This is a genomic window from Atopobium sp., from assembly GCF_034113385.1.
GTDB lineage: Bacteria > Actinomycetota > Coriobacteriia > Coriobacteriales > Atopobiaceae > Atopobium.
On sequence record NZ_JAXEXL010000002.1, the window covers coordinates 35491 to 51107 of the forward strand.

General features: G+C 47.5%; 15 protein-coding genes. 14 read left to right on the forward strand and 1 reads right to left on the reverse strand.

The window, feature by feature from the left end; translation table 11 throughout:
* Entirely contained in the window at positions 1 to 1518 is a 1518-nt protein-coding gene (locus SPD80_RS00390; RefSeq protein ID WP_320827922.1) for a fructose-specific PTS transporter subunit EIIC, read from the forward strand.
* A gap of 346 nt (positions 1519 to 1864) precedes the next feature.
* Positions 1865 to 3196, forward strand: a complete 1332-nt coding sequence (gene brnQ, locus SPD80_RS00395; RefSeq protein ID WP_320827924.1) for a branched-chain amino acid transport system II carrier protein — start codon at positions 1865 to 1867, stop codon at positions 3194 to 3196.
* Between the two features lie 182 nt (positions 3197 to 3378).
* Here brnQ and SPD80_RS00400 read toward each other — a convergent pair whose 3' ends face one another.
* Complete coding sequence (locus SPD80_RS00400; RefSeq protein ID WP_320827926.1) at positions 3379 to 4314, reverse strand: 3-hydroxyacyl-CoA dehydrogenase; 936 nt, start codon at positions 4312 to 4314, stop codon at positions 3379 to 3381.
* A 212-nt stretch (positions 4315 to 4526) separates the two neighbouring features.
* Between SPD80_RS00400 and SPD80_RS00405 the strand changes: the two genes are divergently transcribed.
* From SPD80_RS00405 to SPD80_RS00460, 12 genes are all read left to right on the forward strand, one after another.
* Positions 4527 to 5096: a nitroreductase family protein gene (locus SPD80_RS00405; RefSeq protein WP_320606067.1), complete on the forward strand. Its 570-nt coding sequence runs from the start codon at positions 4527 to 4529 to the stop codon at positions 5094 to 5096.
* Positions 5097 to 5333: 237 nt separating this feature from the next.
* Positions 5334 to 5645: a hypothetical protein gene (locus SPD80_RS00410; protein ID WP_320606066.1), complete on the forward strand. Its 312-nt coding sequence runs from the start codon at positions 5334 to 5336 to the stop codon at positions 5643 to 5645.
* Positions 5642 to 5911 (forward strand): hypothetical protein, encoded by a 270-nt coding sequence (locus SPD80_RS00415; protein ID WP_320606065.1) that lies wholly within the window; start codon positions 5642 to 5644, stop codon positions 5909 to 5911. Before SPD80_RS00410 ends, SPD80_RS00415 begins: the two co-directional genes overlap by 4 nt.
* A 138-nt stretch (positions 5912 to 6049) precedes the next feature.
* Positions 6050 to 6961 (forward strand): substrate-binding domain-containing protein, encoded by a 912-nt coding sequence (locus tag SPD80_RS00420; RefSeq protein ID WP_320606064.1) that lies wholly within the window; start codon positions 6050 to 6052, stop codon positions 6959 to 6961.
* A 5-nt stretch (positions 6962 to 6966) separates the two neighbouring features.
* Positions 6967 to 7836: a phosphate ABC transporter permease subunit PstC gene (pstC, locus tag SPD80_RS00425; protein ID WP_320606063.1), complete on the forward strand. Its 870-nt coding sequence runs from the start codon at positions 6967 to 6969 to the stop codon at positions 7834 to 7836.
* Positions 7833 to 8687: a phosphate ABC transporter permease PstA gene (pstA, locus tag SPD80_RS00430; RefSeq protein ID WP_320606062.1), complete on the forward strand. Its 855-nt coding sequence runs from the start codon at positions 7833 to 7835 to the stop codon at positions 8685 to 8687. Before pstC ends, pstA begins: the two co-directional genes overlap by 4 nt.
* A gap of 91 nt (positions 8688 to 8778) precedes the next feature.
* Positions 8779 to 9576: a phosphate ABC transporter ATP-binding protein PstB gene (gene pstB / locus SPD80_RS00435; RefSeq protein WP_320827929.1), complete on the forward strand. Its 798-nt coding sequence runs from the start codon at positions 8779 to 8781 to the stop codon at positions 9574 to 9576.
* A gap of 3 nt (positions 9577 to 9579) precedes the next feature.
* Positions 9580 to 10233, forward strand: coding sequence for a phosphate signaling complex protein PhoU (gene phoU, locus SPD80_RS00440; RefSeq protein ID WP_320827931.1), 654 nt, complete (start codon positions 9580 to 9582; stop codon positions 10231 to 10233).
* A 14-nt stretch (positions 10234 to 10247) separates the two neighbouring features.
* Positions 10248 to 11018 (forward strand): response regulator transcription factor, encoded by a 771-nt coding sequence (locus SPD80_RS00445; RefSeq protein ID WP_320606059.1) that lies wholly within the window; start codon positions 10248 to 10250, stop codon positions 11016 to 11018.
* A gap of 11 nt (positions 11019 to 11029) precedes the next feature.
* The gene (locus SPD80_RS00450) at positions 11030 to 12406 is read left to right on the forward strand and encodes an ATP-binding protein (protein ID WP_320827933.1); all 1377 of its coding nucleotides are present in this window, start codon (positions 11030 to 11032) and stop codon (positions 12404 to 12406) included.
* Positions 12407 to 12532: 126 nt separating this feature from the next.
* Positions 12533 to 12832 (forward strand): metal-sensing transcriptional repressor, encoded by a 300-nt coding sequence (locus SPD80_RS00455; RefSeq protein WP_320606057.1) that lies wholly within the window; start codon positions 12533 to 12535, stop codon positions 12830 to 12832.
* A gap of 9 nt (positions 12833 to 12841) precedes the next feature.
* The gene (locus SPD80_RS00460; RefSeq protein ID WP_320827935.1) at positions 12842 to 15568 is read left to right on the forward strand and encodes a heavy metal translocating P-type ATPase; all 2727 of its coding nucleotides are present in this window, start codon (positions 12842 to 12844) and stop codon (positions 15566 to 15568) included.
* Positions 15569 to 15617 lie beyond the last annotated feature (49 nt).

Consider the following 15617-nt stretch of genomic DNA (forward strand, 5'->3'; position numbering starts at 1 on the left):
ATGGCTGAAGACACACAGGTCTACGACATTATCGCAGCTACCGGTTGTCCAACAGGCATTGCACACACCTTTATGGCCAAGAAGGCGCTGGAGGATGCTGCAGCTGCTAAGGGCCTTACCATTAAGGTAGAGACTCACGGTCAGGTAGGTATCGAGAACGAGGTCACTCCAGCCGAGATTAAGGCTGCCAAGGCTGTTGTTATCGCTGCCGATAAGGACGTCAATGCTGAGCGTTTTGCGGGTAAGCCTCTGGTTTCCGTAGGCGTTAGCAAGGCAATCAAGAAAGAGGACGCCGAGGCACTTATCGAGCAAGCTTTGTCCGCCCAGGCTTCTGGCGAGATGACCGATGAGGTTGCAAACTCTGATTCCAAAACTGCTGCTCCTGCAAAGGAGTCGCTAGGTCACCAGATTTATAAGCACCTCATGAATGGTGTAAGCCACATGTTGGTATTTGTTGTTGCTGGTGGTGTTTTGACCGCAATTTCATTCCTCTGGGGCATTACTTCGTTTAGCTCTACCGCTACGGATTACAATGCCTTTGCTGCATTGCTCAAAACCATTGGCGGCATTTGCATGGGCCTTATGGTTCCTGTGCTTTCTGCGTATATTGCAGAGTCCATTGGTAAGCGCCCTGCTCTTGTACCTGGTTTTCTTGCCGGTATGATTGCAATTCAGGGCCTTCCCGTATCACCCGAGACTGGCCTTATTGACGCTGGCGGCGCTGGTGTAGGCTTTGGTTTCTTGGGTGGCATCATTGGTGGTTTCTTGGCTGGCTATACCATTCTTCTTTTGGAGAAGGTCTTTGCTAAGCTTCCCGAGAACCTCAATGGTCTTAAGGCAATGTTCTTGTATCCTTTGTGCTCTGCATTCATTGTTGGTTTGGTAATGCTTGGCATTTCTGGCCCTATGGCAGCAATTAACACTGCAATGATGGACTTCCTTAAGGGTCTTTCTGCTTCTGGTCCTATCGTATTGGGTCTTGCTATTGGCTGCATGTGCGCATTTGATATGGGTGGCCCTGTTAACAAGGCTGCTTACGTAACTGGTACCGCAATGCTTACTGAGGCATTGGCTGCTGGTGTAGGCACTTCTACCTACAATTTTGGTACCAACTTTATGGCTGCAGTTTCTGCTGCTTGCATTGTTCCTCCACTGATTACCACCTTTGCGGTACTTCTTGGTAAGAAGTACTTTACTCAGGAGGATCATGACGCTGGTCTGGTTAACTTCATCTTGGGTTGTACTCATATTACCGAGGGCGCAATTCCCTTTATGACCAAGAATATTTGGCCTGTTATGCCCATCATGATGCTTGGTTCTTCCATTGGTGCTATTCTTACCATCTTCTTTGGCGTACACGATCCAGCGCCTCATGGTGGCTTCTTGGTACTGCCTGTTGTTGAAGGCGGTCTGATGTGGGTAGTAGCAATCCTTGCTGGTACCGTTGTTGGTGGTCTGCTGTTCTTGCTCTTTAAACGCAGCCAGTATGTTAAGAATGGCAACAAGGTTGTTGACTAACGTCTGTGAGTGCTGCCCACGTTGTGTGTAATGCCTCATGCCTTGATGTGCCATAAGGCTGCCCTACGAGCGCAGTAGCGTGTAGCGCTCATATTACAGTTTGTTGCGAGAGACTCAGCGTGTGTGCTGGGTCTCTTTTTCTATCCTGCAGCTTAGGCAGATGGTGCAGGAACATCGGGATGGCTTACATAAATCCAGCTAGCTTACTTGCCATTTTTTGCCGCTGAGTACGTACGTTACGAAATGCGTTACAAAAACCGTACTCAAAAAATCGCATATGTCGCCACTATATACGCTGTTTTTTGCTAACGTAGGATAATTATTATTCAGCGAACAAGGGATGCTTATGCAAGAACAAACCGCCACGCGTCTGAGTGCAAAACATTCTATTATCGTGGGCATTACACTTTTCTCGATGCTTTTTGGCGCTGGCAATCTTATTCTTGCTCCCATGGTTGGCGCCCAGGCTGGTACCGCAGTGGCGCCTGCCATGGTTGGTTTTATTGTCTCTGCGGTCGGACTACCTATTTTGACCATTGCAGCCGTCGCAAAGATTGGTACTGCCACAGAGTTGGGCAACTTGATTCATCCGCTGTTCTCAAAGGTATTCATGGCGCTTGTCTACCTAGCCATTGGCCCTTTTTTAGCAATTCCTCGTACAGCTTCTACATCGTTTCAGATGCTTCTGCCTTTGCTGGGCATCTCGCAGGAGAGGGTAGCACTTGTTCAGCTGCTCTTTACGCTTGTCTTTTTTACCACAGCTTTTGTGTTGGCATTGCATCCAACTAAGCTTAATAAGCTCATGGGTATGTTTTCTGGTCCAGCACTTATCATCCTCATTACTATGCTGGTTGGCAAAACACTTATGTTTCCGCCTGCCGCTCCAGAAGCAACCCAGATAGCTGCCTATAGTTCAAATCCTGCAGTCACTGGTTTTATTCGTGGTTATGAAACGATGGATATGTTGGCAACGCTTGCCTTTGGCGTAGTTGTTGCCATGAATATTCAGTCATTAGGGCTGGAAAATCCTCGGGATATTTCTGGTCAGGTAATTCGTTCTGGTGTGATTGCTGGTGCAGTCATGGCAGTAGTGTATCTTGGCATGAGCTATATTGGCGTGACGGTTGGCCCTTTGGTTGGAGCTACCGTAAACGGTGCATCTATCATTGCTTTGGCTGCTAATATTCAGTATGGTGTTGCGGGATCAGCGCTTGTTGCTGCAATTTTCTTGATTGCTTGCCTTAATGTATGTGTTGGCTTAGTCAGTTCTATTTCTGAGTATTTTGTTACAACAGAGCTTGGGGCGCACCTGAACTATAAACAGATTGCGCTTTGCATCGTTTTAAGTTCTGTGGTGTTTGCAAATTTTGGGCTTACCGCAATTCTGGCGTATTCCGTACCTGTCCTTTCTGCCTTATATCCCGTAACCATTATTTTGATGGTGTTGGGGCTTGCTGGTGGTAGTAAGCCTTCAACAGCATTTGCTTGGCGGTTGACTGTGGCAGTATGTATTGTTATCAGTACATCCATTGCAATAAGAAATGGATTTGCTCCAAAAGTTTGGATTCCATTTGATGTGCTGCCTCTTGCGGATGTAAGCCTTGCATGGCTTATACCTTCGATTGTAACGTTTGTATTATGCTGGATGTATAGTGTTGCTGCAGGTAAAAAGGGTTAAAGGGCATAGATAATACGCCTGCGCTGGCAACCAAATTACCCATAAGCTTAAGCATAAGTCTAGACATAAGCCTAAAAACACAATGGACTGGAAACACAAGTTTCCAGTCCAATTTTTGAGCCTTGTTTAGAAAGACTCTCTTATGCTACCTGCTGCAGTTACCCACTGCATGGTTTTGCTACTTACTTACTGTAGTCGTAAAAGCCTTTGCCTGCGTTAATGCCCAGCTCGCCAGCGTCAATCTTAGCCTTAAGCTTTGCGGCAATCTTTGCATGTATTGAGTTAGGGTTAGAAGCATCGGGTTGCATGGCATTGATGTTGTATGCCGTAGTGAGGCCAACAATGTCAAGAATGCGGAAGGGGCCTGCCGGGGCACCTGTGCCAAGCATCCAGGTTTTATCGATAGTTTCGGGGTCAGAGACGTCATTGGCCCAAAGTGCAAGACTGGAGTTAATAAAGGGGACAAGCATGGAATTGAGGATATAGCCAGGCTGTTCCTTATGAAGAAGTAGGGGAACCATACCAATTTGCTGAGCAAACTCTACGACCAGGTCGTAATACGTTTGGTCAGTGCCGGCATGACCCATAACCTCAGCGGTGTTATGAGCCCAAATCTCATTAGCAAAGTGCAAGGCGAGGTATTTCTCAGGACGGCCCGTAGCCTTGGCAAAAGTGCTGGGGAGCATGGTGGAGGAGTTGGTTGCTACAACCGTACGCTCGGGAAGATGCTTTGCAAGCTCTTGGTAAAAAGCAGTTTTTTGTGCGGGATCTTCTGCAATGGATTCAATAACAAAGTCTACATCTGCTGCTTCTTCATAGCTGGTAGTGAGTGTAAGGTTGTTGTATGCCGTGAGCACCTGTTCCTTAAGAGCATCAATGCCTGCTGCATCGGGCTTTTCTCCCCAGCTTGCAGGCCAAGCAGCGTGGATGTTTGTTTTTGCGTCTTCAAGGATGCCCAGATAGATGTCACGAAGACGATCAAACTTGGGGCGAGCACGCGTAATGGAGTCCTCAGAGCGGAGCCATACCGTGGTATCAAAGCCCTTAAATGCGGTCTGGAATGCAATCTGGCTGCCTAGAACACCGCCGCCTGCCACTGTTACTTTCTTAAAGCTCATGACAAACCTTCTTTCTTATAAAACGCGCGGAGTGCGCGTTGTGCAAACGTAAGCTACAACTGTTCTTCCCACAACAGGTATTTCAAAACGGGATTTTTTGTACTCCATAAAAAGATTGTATACAACCAATTTTGACGGGGATAAGAAAACCAAGTGTAAAAGGCACCTGTCGAGAGTGAAGAACTCCCGGCCATACAAGGAAGGATTTGAGTATGTCTTTGTTTGATGCTCTTGAGAAACGCCGTTCTGTTTATGCACTCAACAAGCATCTTCCTCTTTCTGATGAGGAAGTAGTGGACATTGTTAAGCGTGCGACTGAACTTACTCCCGACGCCTTTAATATGAAGAGCGCCCACGCCATTGTTGTTATGGGCAAGAAGCACGATGAGCTGTGGGATGCCATATATGACGCATTTGGCGGCAAGGTTTCTCGCGAGAAAATCGATGGTTTTAAAGCCGGTGCTGGCACCGTATTGTTTTACATTAACCAAAACAAGGTACATGCGCTCCAAGAGCAGTTTGTTTCGTATGCAGCAAATTTCCCCATCTGGGCCAACCAAGCAAACGGTATGCTGCAGTCTAACGTTTGGTCTGCTTTTGCCGAGAAGGGCATTGGAGCCAATCTTCAGCATTACAACCCTGTTATTGATAGTACGCTTGCAGAGATGTTTGATGTCCCTGAGGATTTTACGCTTGTTGCACAAATGGTATTTGGTGGCATTGCTGCTGCTCCTGATGATAAACCCGCAGATGACGGCACTCGCGTACGAGTGGTTCGTTAAGGGCTTATCAACCAATACGTTTCTCTTATAACCAGCCGCTTGTGAGCGTTGGGATGCTGGTGCCGAGGTTGCACAATACGTGTCACCTCGGTTTTTTGTGCCGATAATCCAGTGCTGCCTCCGCTGGGCTTCTCGAGAGGCGATGGGTGATGTGTAAAGCAAGTCAATCCTTTATGATTAGAACCACTGGTTAGATGCACGATTTGGTGTGGTTTTGTAAGGCATAGAGGATGGGGCATGAAGAAGGCTGTTCAAGATCAAAGGTTTCGCGAGGAGTATGCGCGAAAACTGAGCTACAAGCGCATAACCATAGGGATTGGTGTGGTGCTTGTGCTTGCTTGGTGTTTGGCTCGTTATCAATTTAAGGGCTTGCCTGCGCAGGTACTGCAAATGCTTGTAGGAACATTCTTTATTGCCTATAGCGTAAACGATATACGCTTTGCTTTTGCACAGTTGGATACTTTGGGCAAACTGAAGTGCATCTTGGGCATTGTGTTGGGCGTTCTGGTAATAGGGCAAGCGATATTCTCTGTGGTGGTGTCGGTATGAATAAACTAAAGGCTCGTTTTTATGCGCATCCTGTAGGTACGGCAATTGAGCTGTCATGCCTTCTTATTTTGATTGGCTACAACATAGCTTCCATAGGTTTGAAGATGTATAACTACCGCATGCAGCAAATGACGCTGGGCATGTGTTTTATTACGTTTGGTGTAACGGAGCTTATAATCAACCCCAAAAAGAGCAGTAAGCTGACCTCAGTTATCTTTGTGGTTCTTGGCCTTATAAACTGTGTCCTTGCTATTTTTCCTCACTAATACGCTGTTTGTTTTTCTTGTTGTGCTGAGCTTTACAAATATTTGACATTTTAAAAACTTGCGTTTGACATGCTACTTCTATTGTTTTAGTTGAGCGTTCGTATCGTTCAACATACCAACAAAAGGAGTGGTTCGCATATGGTAAAAAAGCTCATGCAAGGCGCTGCAAGGTTACGTGGATTGTTCTGTGTTGTGACCGTCATTAGTTGTGTGGTAGCTCTTGTTGGGTTAAGTGCTTGTTCTTCTCAGGCGCCTTCTAGTAGTGCTTCATCAGGGGTATCTGGTGCAATTTCTGTTATTTCTCGCGAGGATGGTTCTGGTACTCGTGGTGCCTTTACCGAGCTGCTTAACATTGAGGATAAGCAGGGCAATGACGCCACTACCGCAAGTGCTGTGGTCAGTAACTCTACAGCAACGGTTATGACTACCGTTGCTGGCGATAAGGCCTCTATTGGTTACATTTCTCTTGGTGCTTTGAATGATACCGTCAAGGCTGTTACGGTTGATGGAGTAGAGCCTTCTGCCGCCACCGTTAAAGATGGCTCCTATAAAGTGGCACGTCCCTTCAATGTTGTTACTGGTGCTCAGCTAAGTGACAATGCAAAAGATTTTCTTGCCTTTATTCTTTCTTCTGATGGACAAAAGATTGTTGAGAATAACGGGTATGTGTGCGCTGTAGACAAGCCCCAGGCATATACCGCAACACAGGCCAGCGGCAAGATTGTTGTGGCGGGCTCCTCTTCTGTGACTCCCGTTATGGAAAAACTTGCAGAGGCATATCAAAAACTCAATCCTCAAGTATCTGTTGAAGTCCAGCAATCCGATTCGTCTACGGGTATTCAGGGTGCGCTTGATGGCGTATGCGACCTTGGTATGGCTTCTCGTGAGCTTAAGGATTCCGAGAAAGCAAAGGGTGTTTCTGCAACCAGTATTGCTATAGATGGCATTGCAATAATTATCAACAAAGATAATGCTCATACCAAACTTACCTCCAATCAGATTCGCTCCATCTATTTGGGTGAAGTATCTGATTGGTCGGAGGTGGCATAACAAGTATGCGCCACCTTTCAAAAGCAAACACGGCTTGGGAACGTATTGCAAAAGCATTGTTTGCCCTAGCTGCAGCCGTTTCAATCTGTGCGGTCATTTTAATCTGCGTGTTTCTCTTTGCGGGTGGCGCACCTGCTTTGAGCACCATTGGTCCTGCCAAGTTTTTACTTGGCAGGATTTGGAGACCTTCATCAGAGCTCTACGGTATCTTTCCTATGGTTTTGGGAAGTGTGTATGTAACGTTTGGCGCGCTGCTTATTGGTGTGCCTTTAGGCATTCTTACCGCCGCATATCTTTCTAGATTTGCAAAGCCTCGTATGTCCAAAGTACTTGCGCACGGCATTGATTTGCTTGCAGGGATTCCTTCTGTTGTCTTTGGATTTTTTGGCTTGATGGTGCTTGTTCCTCTTATTCGCGCAAGTTTCCATGTTCAGGGAATGAGTCTTCTTACTGCCAGTATTGTTTTGGGAATCATGATTTTGCCCACAATCGTTTCGGTTTCAAAGACTGCCATGGACTCGGTCCCAAACAGTTACTACGAGGGAGCACGCGCGCTGGGCGCAGATCATGAGCACGCAGTGTTTTGCACTATTATGCCCGCCGCTTCTTCAGGTGTGTTGGCTGCCATTACGCTTGGCATAGGTCGCGTTATTGGTGAGACCATGGCAGTCGTAATGGTTGCAGGTAATCAGCCTGTTATTCCAACAAGCATGGTGCGCGGTGTTCGCACGCTTACTGCAAATGTTGTTTTAGAAATGGGCTATGCGGCAGATGTGCATCGCGATGCACTTATCGCCACTGCCGTTGTTTTGTTTGTTTTTGTCTTGCTTATCAATTTGGTTGTTACTGCCCTTAAGACAAGGAGTGCTGCATGAGTGGGATCTATAGCGGCACCGCGCCGCGCCGAAAAATCTCTTCACGAGTGCTTGGAGTTCTTGTTCGGATGGCAGCACTTTTTTGTGGGCTTACCATTGTAACTATTGTGGGATACATCCTTCTTAAGGGCATTCCCAGCATTAACGCGGGTATGTTTGCGTGGACATATACCTCCGAGAATACCTCGATGGTTCCCGCGCTTATTAATACGTTACTCGCGGTGTTGCTCACGCTTGCCATTGCGGTTCCCTTAGGCATTATGGCTGCAATCTTTTTGGTTGAGTACACCGCTCGCGGCAATACCTTTGTTCGTGTGGTACGTATTGCAGCGCAAACGCTTACCGGCATCCCTTCGATTGTATATGGGCTGTTTGGCATGCTGTTTTTTGTTACCTTCTTACGGTGGGGTCTTTCATTGCTTTCTGGTTGTATGACGCTTTCTATCATGGTTCTACCAACCATTATGCGTACAACAGAAGAAGCCTTGCTTGCCGTTGATGATTCGTATCGTGAGGGCAGTTTTGGACTTGGTGCTGGGCGTCTTCGCACGGTTTTCTCGGTCGTGTTGCCCAGTGCTATGGCAGGTATTTTGGGAGGCGTCATCCTCTCTATTGGCCGCATTATTGGTGAGTCTGCAGCATTGATTTTTACAGCAGGCACAATTGCGCAGGTTCCTTTGGATGTGTTTGGGTCTGCGCGCACGATGGCGGTTCATATGTATGTCACGTCAAGCGAAGGCATGCACCTTGATGCAGCGTATGCAACGGCAGTAATTTTGCTGGTACTTGCACTTTTGGTAAATGGCTTGGCATCTTTTGTAGCTCAGAAAATGGCACAGAACAACAAGTAAGACATACATGGTATACAGCTTTTAAGAGAAGGAGGAGTCGTGCTTTAAGCGGGTGTACCAGGTATATCTGCTGCACGACAGCATAACAACAATGCAAGTCATAACTCAGCAAGAAAAAGCTCCTTCATTGGGGCTGACTCAAAAAATTGGTGTTCAGAATCTCAATTTGTACTACGGGACGTTTCATGCGCTGCATGACATTTCTCTGTCCATTCCTGCTCATAAGATTACGGCCTTTATTGGGCCTTCGGGCTGTGGTAAATCAACGTTGCTCAGGACGTTCAACCGCATGAATGATCTGGTTGAGGGGTGTCGCATTGAAGGCACTGTTATGCTTGACAATACAGATATATACGCACGTAGCTGTGATGTGAATCTGCTTCGTCGGCGCGTAGGCATGGTTTTCCAAAAGCCCAATCCGTTTCCCATGAGTGTCTTTGATAACGTTGCGTATGGTCCTCGAACCCATGGTATTCGCAATCGCCCACAGCTCGAAGAAATTGTCGAGAAATCCCTCAAGAAAGCGGCTATTTGGGATGAGCTTAAAGATCGTTTACACAAGAGTGCCCTTGGTCTTTCTGGTGGACAACAACAGCGTTTATGCATTGCGCGTGCACTGGCTGTTGAGCCTGAAGTGTTACTTTTAGATGAGGCAACAAGCGCTTTGGACCCAATTTCTACGGGCAAGATTGAGGATTTGAGCCAAGAGCTTAAGCGCGACTATACCGTTGTGATGGTTACCCACAACATGCAACAAGCAGCACGCATTTCAGATATATGTGCGTTTTTCCTGCTGGGCACTATGGTTGAGTTTTCTGGCACGCATACGTTGTTTAGTCATCCGCAAGATACACGTACCGAAGATTACATTTCTGGAAGGTTTGGATAAGACATGAGAAATAGGTTTAATGCGCAACTTCAGATGCTTGATGCACAAACGCTTGTCATGGGAACTTCTATTGAAGATGCTGTTACGCAAAGTGTTGATATGCTGGAAAATCCCCATGAAGCAATCCTTGAGTGCGTTATTGAAGGTGATGATGACATAGATCATCAAGAGCGTGAGATTGAGTCGTTGTGTCTTAAGCTGCTTTTGATGCAACAACCTGTTGCAACGGATTTGCGCCACGTTTCTGCTGTTCTTAAAATTGCTGGTGATATGGAACGCATTGGAGATCAGGCTGCTAATATTGCCGAGATACTCATGGCGGGTTCATGGGCTCCTAAACAGGGCTTACAAGACAGTATGGTGGCGCTTGGTCGTCGTGCTCAGCATATGGTGCATGCAGCAATGGAAGCATATTCCAAAAATGATGGGGCACAGGCTCGTTTGGTTATAGAGCGCGATAAAGACGTTAACACCTCTTTTAACAGCGTTCGCGAGAAGATTGTTGCAGAAATCCGTCATCAAGAAGGGCCTGTTCCCATGCTTGTTGACGCACTCATGATTGCAAAATATTTTGAACGCATTGGTGACCATTCAAAAAATATTTGTAACTGGCTAGAATATAAATTAGAAGGGATTTATAAGACGGAACGCATCTGATAGGAACATACCTCATGATTTTCTATCTTGAAGATGACTCACACATTCGTGACCTCGCGCTCTATGCGCTTGAGCGTACTGGGTATGAGGCTCGTGGGTTTTCTCGCGCGGCAGAGCTCTATGCAGCGCTTAAAACTACCGTTCCCGATCTTATTCTGTTAGATGTCATGCTTCCTGAAGAGGATGGCGTGCATGTTCTTACCCAGTTGCGCGCAAATCAAGCTACTCAAGATATTCCCGTGATGATGCTTACGGCAAAAAGCACTGAGTACGATAAGGTCAAAGGGCTTGATGCTGGTGCAGATGATTATCTTACGAAGCCTTTTGGCATGATGGAGCTTGTTTCCCGTGTGGGTGCGTTATTGCGCCGAGACGAGCGCGCGCGTCGTCATGCACAAACACGCAAAGATATCCAGGTGCAGCCAAGTGCGACGCTAATAACAGACGAGCCTGTGCCAGCGCAAGAACAGCATGAAGCTCAGCTGTTAGAGGTGGGCAGCATCACACTTGATCCAGGTCGGTATAAAGTTTGTGTTGCGGGCAAAGAAGTACGTCTTACCCATAAGGAGTTTGAGCTTTTACGCTATCTTTTGGAAAAACGTGGGTTTGTACTGACGCGCACGCAGATGCTTGAGCATGTGTGGGGGTATCGTGATGGGTATGAGACGCGCACGGTTGATGCTCATATTTTGACGCTTCGCAAAAAGATTGCTGATATTGATCAGGCGGCTGCTGAGTGCATAGAGACTGTCCATGGCGTTGGCTATAGGGTGCAGGGACGGTAATGTTTGTGGGTGTGTCTCAAGAGAAAAGCATTGCTCGCACCATTGCCTTAAGCATTGCGGTTGTTGTGACTGTTATTGTGCTCTTAGCTGCTGTCATACTGTCGTATACGGCATATTCTTTTATTGATTCTCAGACCGATGCAGAAGTACTCATGCGCACAGAGGCGCTGGCATCAGCAGTGAATGGTTCTGACGGTGATGATGTTACCGTTATTAAAAACCAACTCAAGATTGCACCTGCGTATGTACGCGTAACGCTTATTGAACATGATGGAGCCGTTGTCTACGACAACTTTGCTAACGCGTCTACGCTTAAGAACCATGCAGATAGACCAGAAGTAAAACATGCCATGGTAACGGGGCAGGGTTCCAGCGCTCGCCGCTCAGATACGCTTAGTGAGGAGAGCATCTATCGAGCTGTGCTTTTGGATAATGGCATGGTATTGCGCGTGGGTATTGCACAATCCAATATTTGGGGTGTGTTTTTTACCATACTTCCGTTTTTGGTGGCTGTTTTGGTAGGTGCAAGCATCGTCTCGGTTATTGCGGGGCGCATGGTGGCACGTGGTTTTGTACACAAACTTGATGCTATTGATCTTGATCATCCCAACACAGCGCAGGTACCAAAAGAACTCCGTCCTCTTTTGGGTCGTATAGAAGACCAGCAAATTCGTCTTTCCGAGAAGGACGCGGATCGCCGTCGCTTTACCTCAAATGCTTCTCATGAGCTTAAAACACCTCTTACCGTTATTTCGGGGTATGCCGAGCTCATTGCAGGTGGATTGGCACTTCCAGAAGATGTTCCGCAATTTGCTCGCTTGATTCATGCAGAAGCTGTTCATATGCGTGAGATTGTTGATGATTTGTTGGCGCTTTCACATTTGGAAGATTCAAGTGTTATGGCTATTGATTTTTCTGAATCGGTTTCACTTGCGCGTATTGCTAACGAGACTGCTCAGCGCGTAAAAGTCGAGGCAGAGCGTCGTAATGTCACGCTTGTGGTAGACATATCTGATGAAGCTGTGCTTACTGAGGACGTGGTTATTACCGGCAATGCACGACTGATTTCCGAACTTGTCCTCAATCTTATAGAGAATGCTGTGCGCTATAACGTTGATGGCGGAAGGGTAGTGGTACGCGCACATACCAATGATGACCAGCACGCTTGTCTGGTTGTGTCAGATACGGGTGTGGGCATACCTTGTGCATTGCGCGAAAAAGTGTTTGAGCGCTTTTATCGTGTGGATACAAGTTCTTCTCGCGATACAGGCGGTACTGGCCTTGGTTTGGCAATTGTTAAGCATATTGCTCAGCTGCATGGTGCAGAAATCCGTGTGGAAGATAACGTTCCTCAAGGCACGGTGTTTGAGGTGCGGTTTCCTCGTTAATTTATATGTATCGGTGCACATATTGGTGCACACAGTATCCGCGTACTTTCTTGTTTAGACATACCACCATGGGGTATAGTAGTGTCAAGCTAATAAACCCCCAAGGGGTATATGGAAGGAACAGACATGGCAGAATGCCCCACGCGTCACTTAAAACATACGCCGCGTTCAGAGCAGCTGGTAAAGGATGCAACAACGCGTCTTAATCGTGCGATTGGCCAGCTTAATGGTGTTAAGCAGATGATTGATGAAGGTCGTTATTGTGGTGATGTCCTCGTGCAGTTGGCGGCAGCGCAAAGTGCCGTCAAAGCGGTGTCGCGCATGTTGTTAGAGGACCATCTGCAAAGCTGTGTGGTTGAGGAAATTCAGCAAGGTAACACGGAAGTTGTCTCTGAAGTGGTGGACCTGCTTAAGAAGTTCTCGTAAGGACGTACTATGGGTAAGCAAAATGAGCTTCAGGCCCAAGCGGCAGTTGAGGTATTTGATATTGAGGGTATGACTTGCGCTGCATGTCAGGCGCGTGTGCAACGTGTTGCTCAGGCGGTTGACGGTGTGCTTAGCGCGCAGGTTAACCTGCTCAAAAACTCGATGGAAGTCAGCTATGACGGCAGCGCTCAAACAATTCACAACATTGTACAAGCTATCGATAAGGCCGGGTATGGTGCAACGCCTCGCACTGTGCGCCAGGATCTGGGAGCCGATGCTGGCTTCGGGGTTGGTACAAGCACGGCAGCAGCTGCAACGGTTGATCCTGCTGTAAATGCACAAAAGGCTATTGACCATAAGCGCACACAGCTTATCTGGTCAATGGTTTTCTCGATACCTTTGTTTTATGTGGCTATGGGCCCTATGTTTGGTTGGCCGTTACCGTTTGCTTTAGACACTATGCAAGGCATGGGAGTTCGTGCGTTGTTAGAGCTTGTGCTTGCTACGCCCATACTTTTTGTTAATCGCGAATACTTTGTAACGGGCTTTAAGTCTTTGTTTTACTTAGCTCCCAATATGGATGCACTGATTGCGTTGGGTTCCGCTGCGTCATATGGCTATAGCTTGGCAGGCTTGTTCCAAATTATGTGGGCGTATGGATTTGGCCAGACTCATCTGGTGGCTCATGTGGCACATGAGTTGTACTTTGATTCTGCAGCTATGATTTTGACACTCATTACCTTGGGAAAGTTTTTTGAGGCACGCGCTAAAGGCAAGACTACAAACGCTCTGTCTTCTCTTATGGATTTGGCGCCCAAGACTGCAACGGTTGTGCGTGATGGTGCAGAGGTTGTTGTGCCTACCAACCAGGTAGTTGTGGGCGATGTAGTTGTTGTGCGTGCAGGAGAGTCTGTGCCGGTAGATGGCACTATTCTTGAGGGCTCGGGCGTGTTGGATGAGTCTGCCATTACGGGTGAGCCTCTTCCGGTAAGCAAGCAAGTGGGCGAGCATGTGGTTGGTGCTACGGTTTCTCAGACTGGTTGGTTTACTATGCGTGCCGATGCAGTTGGAGAAAACACTGCTCTTGCAGGTATTATCCGTTTGGTAGATGAGGCAACCAACACCAAGGCGCCTATTCAACGGGTAGCAGACAGTATTGCCGGCGTGTTTGTGCCTACAGTTATGGCTATAGCAGCACTTACCTTTGTAGCATGGCTGTTTATCTTTGCTCCTGGAGAAGGGGCGGTGGCGCTTAACCATGCTGTGTCGGTGCTTGTAATCTCTTGTCCGTGTGCGTTGGGGTTAGCTACACCAACTGCGGTTATGGTGGGCACGGGTCGTGGCGCCAAGTTTGGCATCCTTATTAAGGGTGCAGAAGTGCTAGAAACTGCAGGCACGTTAGATACCGTTGTGTTTGATAAAACAGGCACGATTACGGAAGGCAAGCCCAGTGTTGTCTCTGTCATTCCTGCTCAGGGAGTGGATGAGTCTGAGCTTTTAAGCTATGCGCTGGCCATTGAGTCTAAATCTGAACATCCTTTGGCAAAAGCCCTTGTTACATATGCTACCGAGAAACTCGCTGAGCTTGCCAGCGATACAAACATGAGCACCAGCGTACAGCATATGGATGCCGTGGAAGATTTTACTCAAGTAGCGGGTGCAGGTCTGAGTGCTTCTATAGGAGGCAAGAGCGTATTTGCAGGCAATGCAGGTCATATGCAAGCACATAACATTGCTATTACAGAGCTGCTTGCTTATGCCGATGCAAGCATGGAGCAGGGCGCTACGCCTTTGTTCTTTGGCGTAGAGAATCGTGCTTTGGGCATGATTGTTGTGAGCGATGCTCTAAAGCCGCAGTCTGTTCAGGCTGTGGATCAGCTGCATGCATTAGGACTTCGCACGATTATGCTTACGGGCGATCAAGAAAAGACGGCGCGTGTGGTAGCACGGGCAGTTGGCATAGACGAAGTTATTGCGGGCGTACTTCCTGATCAAAAGGAACATACGATTCGAGAACTTCAGGCATCTGGTAAAACAGTTGCTATGGTGGGCGACGGAATCAATGATGCTCCAGCTTTAGCGCGCGCAGATGTGGGCATTGCTCTTGGTGCTGGTACAGATATTGCGATAAGTTCTGCTGATGTAGTGCTCATGCATTCCAACCCTGCAGATGTGGCAACGGCCATTGAGCTATCACGTGCCACGGTAGCTGACATTCATCAGAATCTATTCTGGGCGCTGTTTTATAACGTTATTTGTATTCCAGTGGCTATGGGCGTCTTGGTCCCCTTTGGCATTACGCTTAATCCCATGATTGGCGCTTTGGCCATGGGTTTCTCGTCCGTGTTTGTGGTATCTAATGCCTTACGCTTGTTTGGTTGGAAGCCCAGTAGCGCGACGGATGTAGCTCAGACAGAAACCACAGCGCCTGAAGCCGATGCAGGAGACGCAGCTTCTGCACGTCCAATCAATGAAGTTAGTACTATTGCCTCGTATGAGGCACAAGAGAAAGGAAACACTCCTATGGCGCGTAAGACACTTTCTATTGACGGCATGATGTGCCAACACTGTGCTGCTCACGTTACCGAGGCGCTTGAGGGCGTGCGTGGCGTAAAGAACGTTGTTGTTTCACTTGATAGCAAAACTGCAACGCTTGATGCAGGCTTGTTGGTATCTGACGATAAGCTTATTAAGGCTGTTGAGCAAGCGGGTTATACGGTAACTAGCATTGCGTAATCTGTGCAGGCGTGTAGCCCGCTTAGGCATGTAAATCGTACTGGCGTAT